This window comes from Streptomyces sp. LARHCF249 (assembly GCF_052871255.1).
Genome location: NZ_JBIXJQ010000013.1, coordinates 42,859 through 54,081 on the forward strand (window position 1 = coordinate 42,859; position 11,223 = coordinate 54,081).

The following is an 11,223-nucleotide window of genomic DNA, read 5'->3' on the forward strand; positions in this document are numbered from 1 at the left end:
CGGTGCCTCCGCCCTGACGCCCTATCAGATTCCGGAGGCCCGGCATGCGCGCATTCATCGCCGCCGCCAGCGGGCTCGTCCTCGCGGTGCTCCTCGTCCTCGCCATCACGGCGCTCGGGGCGCCCGAAGGCAAGACCTCCCCCAAGCCCCTGCTCACCACCGCGCCCCCCGCGCCCGGAAAGTAGAGGAGGGCCCGGCCATGCGACGCAGAGCGAGCCTTTTCCTGCTGGCCCTAGCCGTGTTCTGCGCGGCCCTCGCGCCGCTGCTGCGCTGGTACGCGTACCCGCGGCTCGCCAAGATCCCGCCGAACCAGTACCAGGAGATGGTCCTGGAGGCGAAGGACGCGACCCTCCTCGACTACTTCAACGGCATGCAGCCCAAGAAGGTCGACAAGGTCACCATCGTCCAGACCCTCAAGGGCAACGTCGAGGCGTCGAGGGAGATAGAGGCCAGCGCGGGCAAGGACGTCGTCGTCTGGGACACGCTGACGCACATCATCGACCCGGAGGGCAAGACGGTCTCCCAGATCCCCGAGCGCTACATCTTCGACGCCCACACCCAGGACCCGGTGCACGCCACCGGCGAGATGGTCGACGGCGACCCGGTCACCCGCGAGGGCATCGAGTTCAAGTGGCCGTTCTTCACGGAGCCGCGCGACTACCTGTACTTCGACGCGCAGACCCGCACCTCCTCGCCCATCCACTACGTCGGCCCGCGCACGTACCGCGGCATGGACGTCTACTACTTCGAGCAGACCGTCCCGTGGACCAAGGTCGCCATGCCGAAGAAGATGCCGATCGAGGGCATCGACCCGGCGACGATCGAGGCGACCACCGGCACCACCCTCTGGTACACGACGAAGGCGATGTTCTGGGTCGACCCGGTGACCGGGGCCCCCGTCAACGCCGAGCAGGAGATCAAGCAGGAGATGCGCGGCGGGATCGCGGCGGGCGGCCCCGACGGCAAGCTCACCGCCTTCGCCGGGCACGTGAAGATGCGCGAGGACTACGCGAAGTACACCCTCGACCTGGTCGCCTCGAACCGCACGAAGGTCCTCGCGCTCCACACCTACGCCCCGATCGGCCTGGCGGCCGGCGGGCTGGTGCTCCTCGCGCTCGCGCTGTGGCTGGAGGCGAGGAGCCGGCGCGGTCCGCGGGAGGAGCTCAGCGCCTGAGCCGGGCGTTGGTGTGGCGGGTGGGTTCGGCGGTGGACGGGTCCTCCGGCCACGGGTGCTTGGGGTAGCGGCCGCGCAGCTCGGCGCGGACGGCCCGGTAGCCGCCCTGCCAGAAGGAGGCGAGGTCGGCGGTGACCGCGGCGGGGCGTCCGGCCGGCGACAGCAGGTGCACGAGTACGGGAACCCCCGCGACCTCGGGGGTCTCGGCCAGCCCGAAGAGCTCCTGGAGTTTGACGGCGAGCACCGGCTGCCCGTGCTCCGCGGAGTAGTCCAGCCGGATCCGGGAGCCGCTGGGCACCTCGAGGCGTTCCGGAGCCAGCTCGTCCAGCCGGGAGGCCTCGCCGGTGGCCCAGGGGAGGAGCCGGTTCAGGGCCTGGCCCGCGTCGATCCGCCCGAGGTCCGCGCGGCGCCGGGCCCGCGACAGCTCCGGCTCCAGCCAGTCGTCGGCGCGGTCCAGCAGGGCGCCGTCGTCCGCCACGTCGGGCCAGGCGCCGCCGAGGGTCCGGTGCAGGAAGCCCAGCCGGGCCCGCAGCCCTTCCGCGTCCGCGGACCACCGGAGCAGGCCGAGGCCCTCGGTGCGGAGCCCGTTGAGCAGCGCGGCCCGTACGAGTCCCGGGTCGGGGTTCCGCAGCGGCCGTGCGGCGAGCTCGATCGCCCCGAGCCGCTGCGCCGAGCGGGCCACGACGTCCCCCTCCTCCCAGTGCACCTCTTCGCCGTCGGCCCGCAGATGGGCGGCCGCGGCCAGTGCGGTGTCCTCGTCGATGACGGCGGCGAGTCGGACGCGGGCGGAGGCGGAGTGCGGGGGCCTGTCGGCGACGGCCACGGCCAGCCAGGGCGCGCGGCGCAGCGATGACCCGTCACCGAGCGCCGCCCCGGTCCCGGAGGCCATGAGGAAGGCCCCCTCGCCCTTGGCCCTGGCGACCCGCTCCGGGAAGGCCAGGGCGGCCACCAGCCCGGCATCCCCGTCGTCGTGTGCAGCGCCGCTGCCGGGGCTCCGCTCCGGACCCCGCGCCTCAAACGCGGGCGGGGCCGGATGTTGGCTGGGCGGCGCGTGAGAGGTGCCGGCGCCTGAGACGCGGGGGTCCGGGGCGGAGCCCCGGGAATGGCCCTGCGCGGCGGACTCCAGCCGTCGGGCCTCCGCGCGCCAGCGGGAGGCGTACGCGTCGCCGCCCCGGCGGGCCGTGCGCCAGGCGGCGGCCAGGTCGTCGCCGTACTCCCGCGGCGGCTCCTCGCTCAGCAGCGCCACGACCTCCGCCGCCCGCCGGGGGCCGAGCGCCGCGGACCCGTCCAGCAGTGCGCGCGCCAGCCGCGGGTGCAGCCCGAGCCGGGCCATCCGCAGCCCCCGAGAGGTCGGCCGCCCGGCCGCGTCCACCGCGCCGACCGCGACCAGCACCTCCCGCGCGGCGGCCATCGCTCCCGCGGGCGGCGGATCCAGCAGGGCCAGCCCGGCCGCGTCCGGGTCGCCCCAGCACGCCGCCTGCAAGGCGAACTGCGCCAGGTCCGCGATGCGGATCTCCGGTGCGGGAAAGGCGGGGAGGCGGTTGTCCTCCGCCTCCGTCCAGCAGCGGTACACCGCACCCGGCGCCTCACGCCCGGCCCGGCCCGCCCGCTGGCGCCCGGCCGCGCGCGAGGCCCGTACGGTCGCCAGCGCACCCAGCCCGCGCGCATGGTCCACCCGGGGTTCGCGGGCCAGCCCGGAGTCGACCACCACCCTCACCCCGGGCACGGTCAGGCTGGACTCGGCGACGGACGTCGCCAGGATCACCCGGCGGTGGTCCGAGGCGGTCAGCGCCGCGTCCTGCACCGCGGCCGGGGCCCGCCCGTGGACCTGCAGCACCTCCGCGTCCACACCGCCCAGCTGCCCGGCCACCCGGGCGATCTCCCCGACGCCGGGCAGGAAGCACAGCACGTCGCCGGAACGTTCCGCCAGCGCCCGCCGCACCACCGAGGCCACGTGCGCCAGCTGCGCCGGATCCACCCGCATGCCGTGCGGCGGCTTCACCGGCCGGGCCGGAGGCGCCCAGACCGTCTCCACCGGGTACGAGACCCCGGCGGCCTCCACCACCGGCGCACCGCCCGGGCCGCCCCGGCCGAGGACGCGCGACCAGCCCGCCGCGTCGGTCGTCGCCGAAGCCGCCACCAGCCGGAGCTCCGGGCGCAGGGTTTCCCGTACGTCCAGGAGGAAGGCGGCGACCGTGTCGGCGTCCAGGTGGCGCTCGTGGCACTCGTCCAGGACCACCACGTCCACGCCGGACAGCTCCTGGTCCCGCTGGAGCCGCTGCAAGAGCACGCCGGTGGTCACCACCTCCACCACGGTGCCGGGGCCCACGACCCGCTCCCCGCGGACCGTGAAGCCCACCGAGCCGCCGACTGCCTCGCCCAGCAGCCACGCCATCCGCCGGGCCGCCGCCCGGGCCGCGATCCGCCGCGGTTCGGCGACCACGACCCGCCGCCGGGGCCCGCCACCCACCAGCCCCGCCAGTACCAGCGGAACCAGCGTGGTCTTGCCGGTGCCGGGCGGCGCGCAGAGCACGGCGGTGCCGTGGGCGTCCAGCGCCGAGACGAGCGCGGGCACGGCCGCGCGCACGGGAAGGGCGTCGAGGGCGGCGTGGCGGAACGGGCGGGTCACCGGGGTCAGTCCCTCTCGCAGACGAAGATCGCCGTACCCGGGATCAGGTTGCCGCGCAGCGGGGACCAGCCGCCCCACTCCTGGCTGTTCCACTCGGGCCACTCCGGCTCGACCAGGTCGACCAGGCGGAAGCCGCCCGCCACCACGTCGCGGACCCGGTCGCCGATCGTGCGGTGGTGCTCCACGTACACGGCGCGGCCCCGCTCGTCCTGTTCCACGTACGGGGTGCGGTCGAAGTAGGAGGCGGCGACGGACAGCCCCTCGGGGCCGGGCTCGTCGGGGAAGGCCCAGCGGATGGGGTGGGTGACCGAGAAGACCCAGCGGCCGCCGGGGCGCAGGACGCGGCGCACCTCGCGCATCACGGTCACCGGGTCGGCGACGAAGGGGACGGCCCCGTAGGCGGAGCAGGCCAGGTCGAAGGAGGCGTCGCGGAAGGGGAGCCGCCCGGCGTCGGCCTCGACCAGCGGAACGTCGTCGCCGATGCGCAGGGCGTGCTGGAGCTGGCGGTGGGAGAGGTCGAGGGCGACCGGGCGGGCGCCCTGGGCGGCGAGCCAGCGCGAGCACTGGGCGGCGCCGGCGCCGATCTCCAGGACGTCCTTTCCCTTCAAGGAGGAGACGGGGCCGAGGAGGGCCGCGTCCGCCTCGTCGAGCCCTTCGGGCCCCCACACGAAGCGGTCGTCACCGAGGAACGCGCCGTGCTCGCTCTGGTACTCGTCGGCGTTGCGGTCCCACCAGCCGCGGCTGGCCCGGCTGCTCTCCGCTTCCCCCGCCTCACGCCGGGTGGCCTCGGCGTCGTCGGATGCGTCACCGAACCGCGGATCGGCGTCGTACCCGTCTTCGGGGGCGTAGTCCTCTTGGTTCATGGGGCCCGTCGTCGTAGTCTGCGAATGTCTGTGGACGTGTCTGTAGGACGTGCGCGGGTGTCCGCGGGTGCCCGCGGCCGTCCGTGGCTCGCCGCGGAAAGTGGCAGGGAAGTGTCATCCCGGCCTCCCCGCCCACGAATTGTGCCGGTTATACGGCGATCCGCCGGGGGTGTCCGCCTTCGCGCATTGACCGTGTCCGGCTGCCCCCGTATGCTACAAGTTGCGCTGCGAGCCTGTGCTCCTCAGACCTAGCAGGCTGCGCTTGCATCTGTTGATGTCCCCTCGGTTTTCGAGGCCCCGCCGCTCTTCGCGGAAATGGGGGTCTCCTTGGCTGTCCGGTCTTCGGTGGATGCCGATAAGGGCTCCCGGCGTAGCAGTACCTACGACTTTCTGTCCGTAACCGGAGCCCTTTCCCACATGACGAGCAGCACCGAGACCACCGCCACCACTCCGCAGGTTGCGGTCAACGACATCGGCGACGCGGACGCGTTCCTCGCGGCGATCGACGAGACGATCAAGTACTTCAACGATGGCGACATCGTCGACGGCGTCATCGTCAAGGTTGACCGGGACGAGGTTCTCCTCGACATCGGTTACAAGACCGAAGGCGTCATCCCGAGCCGCGAGCTCTCGATCAAGCACGACGTCGACCCGAACGAGGTCGTCAAGGTCGGCGACGAGATCGAGGCCCTGGTTCTCCAGAAGGAGGACAAGGAAGGCCGCCTGATCCTCTCGAAGAAGCGCGCTCAGTACGAGCGTGCCTGGGGCACCATCGAGAAGATCAAGGAAGAAGACGGCATCGTCACCGGTACCGTCATCGAGGTCGTCAAGGGTGGTCTCATCCTCGACATCGGCCTCCGCGGCTTCCTGCCGGCCTCTCTCGTCGAGATGCGTCGCGTCCGCGACCTCCAGCCCTACGTGGGCAAGGAGCTCGAGGCGAAGATCATCGAGCTGGACAAGAACCGCAACAACGTGGTCCTGTCCCGCCGCGCCTGGCTCGAGCAGACCCAGTCCGAGGTTCGCCAGACGTTCCTCACCACCCTGCAGAAGGGTCAGGTCCGCTCCGGCGTCGTCTCCTCGATCGTCAACTTCGGTGCCTTCGTGGACCTGGGTGGCGTCGACGGTCTCGTGCACGTCTCCGAGCTGTCCTGGAAGCACATCGACCACCCGTCCGAGGTTGTCGAGGTCGGCCAGGAAGTCACCGTCGAGGTCCTCGACGTGGACATGGACCGCGAGCGCGTCTCCCTGTCGCTGAAGGCGACGCAGGAGGACCCGTGGCAGCAGTTCGCCCGGACCCACCAGATCGGTCAGGTCGTCCCGGGTAAGGTCACCAAGCTGGTTCCGTTCGGTGCGTTCGTCCGCGTGGACGAGGGCATCGAGGGCCTGGTCCACATCTCCGAGCTGGCCGAGCGTCACGTGGAGATCCCGGAGCAGGTCGTCCAGGTCAACGACGAGATCTTCGTCAAGGTCATCGACATCGACCTCGAGCGTCGCCGGATCTCGCTGTCCCTGAAGCAGGCCAACGAGTCCTTCGGTGCCGACCCGGCGTCGGTCGAGTTCGACCCGACCCTGTATGGCATGGCCGCGTCGTACGACGACCAGGGCAACTACATCTACCCCGAGGGCTTCGACCCCGAGACCAACGACTGGCTCGAGGGCTACGAGAAGCAGCGCGAGGCCTGGGAGACCCAGTACGCCGAGGCGCAGCAGCGCTTCGAGCAGCACCAGGCCCAGGTCATCAAGAGCCGCGAGGCCGACGAGGCCGCCGCTGCCGAGGGCGCTGCCGCCCCGGCCGCCGGTGGCAACGCCGGTGCGGGCATCTCGGGTGGTTCGTACTCCTCGGAGTCGGACGAGACCTCCGGCGCCCTGGCCTCGGACGAGGCCCTGGCCGCGCTCCGCGAGAAGCTGGCCGGCGGCCAGAGCTGATCGCAGCGCGCACCACGCCTCCGGGCGTGAGCCGAGCTGGTTGAGCTGAACGACACGGCCCGTCCCCTTCGGGGGGCGGGCCGTGTCGCGTTCCCGGCGGTCCGGCGTCCGGCGATCGGCTGATCCGTTGCGTTCGTGTGAAAGCGGCCAACTGGGGAATGGTGCGGCCTCCTTGCACGTTCTTGCAGAGAACGCTGCGAGGGAGGAGTGGTGACGGTGCTTGATCCACAGGGGCTGTACGAATGGGACGCCAAGGGCCTGGCGGTGGCCGACCTGGCGCTCGCCCAGGACTCGGCCGGGCTGGTCATGCTGTACCACTTCGAGGGATACATCGACGCGGGTGAGGCGGGGGAGCAGATCGTCGAGCGGCTCCTGGACACCCTGCCCCACCAGGTGGTGGCGCGCTTCGACGCGGACCGGCTGGTGGACTACCGGGCCCGCCGCCCGCTGCTGACCTTCCAGCGCGACCACTGGGCGGAGTTCGAGGAGCCCCGGCTGGAGGTCCGGCTCGTCCAGGACGCCACCGGAGCCCCCTTCCTGCTGCTCTCCGGCCCGGAGCCGGACGTCGAGTGGGAGCGCTTCACCGTGGCCGTGCGGCAGATCGTCGAGCGCCTCGGCGTGCGGCTGTCGGTCAACTTCCACGGCATCCCCATGGGCGTCCCGCACACGCGGCCCGTCGGCATCACCCCCCACGGCAACCGCACCGACCTCATGCCGGGCCACCGCAGCCCCTTCGACGAGGCGCAGGTGCCGGGCAGCGCGGAGTCGCTGGTGGAGTTCCGCCTGGCCCAGGCCGGGCACGACGTGCTGGGCGTCGCCGCGCACGTACCGCACTACGTCGCCCGCTCCCCGTACCCGGACGCGGCGCTGACGGTGCTGGAGGCGATCACGGCGGCCACCGGACTGGTCCTGCCCGCCGTGGCGCACGCCCTGCGTACGGAGGCGCACCGCACGCAGACGGAGATCGACCGGCAGATCCGCGAGGGCGACGAGGAGCTCGTCAGCCTGGTGCAGGGGCTGGAGCACCAGTACGACGCGGCCGCCGGAGCCGAGACCCGGGGCAACATGATCGCCGAGCCTGCGGAGATCCCGTCGGCGGACGAGATCGGGCGCGAGTTCGAGCGGTTCCTCGCTGAGCGCGAGGGCGAGAACTGACCCGCGGGGGGCCGGGCCGCGGCACTAGGCTGAGGAACATGCTGAAAGTGGGCCTGACGGGCGGAATAGGTGCCGGCAAGAGCGAGGTCTCGCGGCTGCTGGCGGGGTACGGAGCGGTCATCGTGGATGCCGACCGGATCGCGCGGGAAGTCGTCGCACCCGGTACGCCGGGGCTCGCGGCCGTCGTCGCGGCCTTCGGGGAGGCGGTACTGACCCCTGAGGGGGCGCTGGACCGGCCGAAGCTGGGCTCGATCGTGTTCGCCGACCCGGTGAAGCTCCAGACCCTGAACGCGATCGTGCACCCGCTGGTCGGGGCCCGGTCGGCCGAGCTGGAGGCCGCCGCGGGGGCCGACGCGATCGTCGTGCACGACGTACCGCTGCTCGCGGAGAACGGCCTGGCACCGCTGTACGACCTGGTCGTCGTGGTGGACGCGGCGCCGCAGACGCAGCTGGCGCGGCTGACCGCGCTGCGCGGCATGGCCGAGGAGGAGGCGCGGGCCAGGATGGCAGCGCAGGCCTCGCGGGAGCAGCGGCTCGCGGTGGCGAACCTGGTGATCGACAACGACGGGCCGCTGGAGGCGCTGGAGCCGCAGGTGCGCAAGGTGTGGGCGGAGCTCACCGCGCGTGCGGCGCAGCCGGCTCGAGCGGCGGAATAGCGGGCGCGGGGCGGGGCGTTGAATGCGCCCGTAGAGGGAAGGAACCGATCGTGTCCGACACCACGCCGCAGTCCTCGTCTTCCTCCTCGCCCTCGTCGGCGAGCCCGGAGACGCACGTCATCGACTACCGGGCCGCCGAGCAGCTGCTGGCCGCGCGCGACCCGCGGGGCGCGGTCAAGCTGCTCGACTCGGTCATAGCCGCCCACCCCGAGAACACGGCGGCCCGGCTGCTGCGCGCCCGGGCCTTCTTCGCCGCGGCCCAACTGCGTCCGGCGGAGCTGGAGTTCGAGCTGGTCCTGGAGCGGGAGCCGGACAACGCCTTCGCCCACTTCGCGCTGGCCCGCACCCACGAGCGCTCCGGCCGGCCCGAGCAGGCGCGCAAGCACTTCCGGCTGGCCGCCGCCCTCGACCCGCAGCCCGAGTACCTGGAAGCGGCCCGCTTCGAGCAGTAGCCGCCCGCCCCCTCACGGCTCGTGCCGCGGCGGCTCGTACGGGGGGATGTCGGGGCCGGGCTGGTAGTGCGGGCCCTGGTGGATGCGGCGCAGGACCACCGCCAGGTCCACGGCCGCCAGCAGCGCGACCACCCCGCAGGCCGCCGCCCACCCGGCACGGCCGGCCAGTGAGAACGCGGCCGTCCCGGCGGCGGCCCAGATCAGCCCCCACAGGCTCAGCCAGAACCGCAGCCGCAGCGGACTGCGAGCGGTCACCGGCTCGTTCCCTGAACGCATGGTCATCGCCTCATGTCCATGGTCCCACTCCGGTGGACGGGCGGGCGGGTCCGTGTGCCGGCTACGGGTTGAGCTTGTTCACGGCCCTGGTGGTGGTCTTCTTGAAGTCGGCGACGGGGGCGTCGGACAGGTGGCCCATCTGGCCCCACTGCACGACGGTCACCGTGGAACCGTCCCGTCCGATGCCGTAGAGGTGCACGCCCGGCTCGGATTCCGGGATCGAGGTGTGCACCCCGTAGACGTGCGCGCCCTCCTCGACGGAGAGCTTTCCGTAGTCCTCCCAGGAGGCGGTGCCGCCCGGCGTCGTCCGCAGCCAGTCGGCGGCGCAGGCGGCGACCTTGCGTTCCAGGGTGGCGGCCAGCTTCGCGGCGGCCGTGGCGGAGGCGGCCCGTACGGAGATCTGCAGGGCGCCGGTGTCGAGCTCCGTGCCGAACGAGCGGTGCCAGCTGCCCTGAGCCGGAAGCACACCGTCCAGACACAGCGGCGCGAACTCGGGCAGCCCCGGGGTGACCTGGCCGGCATACCAGGGCGAGGTGGGGTGCGGCGGCAGGTCGGTGCCGTTGATGAACCCGGGCGCGGTGGCGGCCGTGGCAGTGGTCGATGCGGTCAGGGCGAGGACTGCGGCTGCCGCGAGGGCTGCGAAGGCGGTGCTGGTGGCGGTGCGTCGGAACATGGTCGGTTCTCCCCGTTTCCTTCGGTGTGGCGGTGCGGTGCGTGACGTGGTGCGCTGCCGTGCGTGAACAGCGTTCCCCGGAGCCGGGGTGTCGGGCGACGGATTGCGGCACATTCGGGACACTGGAATGGCCGTACGTGCTGTCACCTGGGGGAACACCCCCTGCATGGAACGGGGTCGCGGGACGGGGGAACGCCGTGGGCGAGGCGGAGCGGTCGGGCGAGGCGGAGGCGTTCGCGCGGCTGATGCGGGAGCTGAAGGAGCGCGCCGGGCTGAGTTACGGGGCGCTGGCGCGCACGCTGCACACGAGTACGTCGACCCTGCACCGCTACTGCAACGGGGAGGCCGTGCCGGCGGAGTTCGCGGCGGTGGACCGCTTCGCCCGGGCCTGCGGGGCCTCGCCCGGGGAGGCGGTGGACCTGCACCGGGCCTGGCTGCTGGCGGACGCGCGCAGGCGGGAGGCGGCCCGCAGCGCGGGGCCGGAGCGGGAACCGATGGCTACGCCGACGCCGACGCCGACGCCGACGCCGACGCCGACGCCTACGCCTATGCCTGCGTCGGCAGAGCCCGTTCCCGTGCGGCTGCCGTGGTATCGGCGGCGGGCGGCCGCCGTGCTGGCCGCCGGGGTGACGGCGGGTGCCGTGGCCGTCGCCGTGCTGGCGGCGTCCCTGCCGGACCGCGCGGCGCCGCCGGGCACGGGCACGGGGGCCGCCGGGACCTCCGCCCCGGCCTCCGCCTCCGCCCCCTCCGCGGTGCTCCCGCCGACGCCGGCGGCGGCTCCGCTCACCGCGGCGGTGCGGTCGCACGTGTGGGCCCACGGCTGTGATCACGCCTACCTGGCCGAGCCGGGCCCCGGGTCGGTGCCCCCGCCGCCCGTGGAGGCGGACGCGCCCGCCTGGGCCTCGGCCCAGCGCGCCGTGCACGCCGGGACGCAGATCGTGGAGGTCACCCTGCACGGCACGGGCACCGGCAGCGTGGTCCTGGAGGACCTCGAGGTACGGGTGGCAGCGCGGCGCACCCCGCCGGCCTGGAACGTCTACCAGATGTCCCAGGGCTGCGGCGGCGCGCTCACCCCGGCGGCGTTCGCGGTGAACCTGGACGCGCCGCGCCCGGTGCTGCGGCCCGTCGCCGGCAACGACTCCGGCGGCGACACCGGGACCGCCCTCCCCGCCCCGGCCTTCCCGCTGCGCGTCTCGGCGTCCGAGCCGGTCGTCCTGCGCGTGGAGGCCGCCACCACGGGGTGCGACTGCGACTGGTCCCTGGACCTGCGCTGGACCGCGCCCTCCGGCTCCGGCACCCTGCGCATCGACGACAACGGCCGCCCCCTGCGCACCAGCGCGGCCACGGGCCGGCCCGTATACGGCTACGCCGCGGAACAGGGCCGCTGGGCACGCTGAGCAGTGGGGCGTATGCCCAGGT

11 protein-coding genes are annotated in these 11,223 nt (G+C 73.4%); 7 read left to right on the plus strand and 4 right to left on the minus strand.

Annotated features, from left to right (window positions below):
• Positions 1 to 44: 44 nt before the first annotated feature.
• A complete protein-coding gene (locus tag ACIPUC_RS30695; protein ID WP_215149930.1) occupies positions 45 to 185 on the plus strand; it encodes an SPW_0924 family protein in 141 nt (46 codons plus the stop codon).
• Between the two features lie 14 nt (positions 186 to 199).
• Complete coding sequence (locus ACIPUC_RS30700; RefSeq protein ID WP_446593651.1) at positions 200 to 1,174, plus strand: DUF3068 domain-containing protein; 975 nt, start codon at positions 200 to 202, stop codon at positions 1,172 to 1,174.
• Here the strand turns inward: ACIPUC_RS30700 and ACIPUC_RS30705 are convergent.
• Positions 1,164 to 3,803 (minus strand): ATP-dependent RNA helicase, encoded by a 2,640-nt coding sequence (locus ACIPUC_RS30705; RefSeq protein ID WP_446593652.1) that lies wholly within the window; start codon positions 3,801 to 3,803, stop codon positions 1,164 to 1,166. The two genes, ACIPUC_RS30700 and ACIPUC_RS30705, sit on opposite strands and share 11 nt — an antisense overlap.
• Before the next feature lie 5 nt (positions 3,804 to 3,808).
• Positions 3,809 to 4,666, minus strand: coding sequence for a class I SAM-dependent methyltransferase (locus ACIPUC_RS30710; RefSeq protein ID WP_446593653.1), 858 nt, complete (start codon positions 4,664 to 4,666; stop codon positions 3,809 to 3,811).
• Positions 4,667 to 5,083: 417 nt separating this feature from the next.
• On the opposite strand from ACIPUC_RS30710, the gene rpsA reads away from it, so the two are divergent.
• From rpsA to ACIPUC_RS30730, 4 genes are all read left to right on the plus strand, one after another.
• Entirely contained in the window at positions 5,084 to 6,592 is a 1,509-nt protein-coding gene (gene rpsA / locus ACIPUC_RS30715) for a 30S ribosomal protein S1 (RefSeq protein ID WP_030707101.1), read from the plus strand.
• A gap of 216 nt (positions 6,593 to 6,808) precedes the next feature.
• A complete protein-coding gene (locus ACIPUC_RS30720; RefSeq protein ID WP_446593654.1) occupies positions 6,809 to 7,747 on the plus strand; it encodes a PAC2 family protein in 939 nt (312 codons plus the stop codon).
• A 38-nt stretch (positions 7,748 to 7,785) separates the two neighbouring features.
• Complete coding sequence (coaE, locus tag ACIPUC_RS30725) at positions 7,786 to 8,403, plus strand: dephospho-CoA kinase (RefSeq protein WP_446593655.1); 618 nt, start codon at positions 7,786 to 7,788, stop codon at positions 8,401 to 8,403.
• 50 nt (positions 8,404 to 8,453) lie between these two features.
• Positions 8,454 to 8,855, plus strand: a complete 402-nt coding sequence (locus ACIPUC_RS30730; protein ID WP_446593656.1) for a tetratricopeptide repeat protein — start codon at positions 8,454 to 8,456, stop codon at positions 8,853 to 8,855.
• Positions 8,856 to 8,867: 12 nt separating this feature from the next.
• Here the strand turns inward: ACIPUC_RS30730 and ACIPUC_RS30735 are convergent, their stop codons facing one another.
• Positions 8,868 to 9,131: a DUF6343 family protein gene (locus tag ACIPUC_RS30735; RefSeq protein WP_446593792.1), complete on the minus strand. Its 264-nt coding sequence runs from the start codon at positions 9,129 to 9,131 to the stop codon at positions 8,868 to 8,870.
• A 61-nt stretch (positions 9,132 to 9,192) separates the two neighbouring features.
• Positions 9,193 to 9,804: a hypothetical protein gene (locus ACIPUC_RS30740; RefSeq protein ID WP_446593657.1), complete on the minus strand. Its 612-nt coding sequence runs from the start codon at positions 9,802 to 9,804 to the stop codon at positions 9,193 to 9,195.
• Positions 9,805 to 10,001: 197 nt separating this feature from the next.
• On the opposite strand from ACIPUC_RS30740, the gene ACIPUC_RS30745 reads away from it, so the two are divergent.
• The gene (locus tag ACIPUC_RS30745) at positions 10,002 to 11,201 is read left to right on the plus strand and encodes a helix-turn-helix domain-containing protein (RefSeq protein WP_446593658.1); all 1,200 of its coding nucleotides are present in this window, start codon (positions 10,002 to 10,004) and stop codon (positions 11,199 to 11,201) included.
• The last annotated feature ends 22 nt before the right edge of the window (positions 11,202 to 11,223 follow it).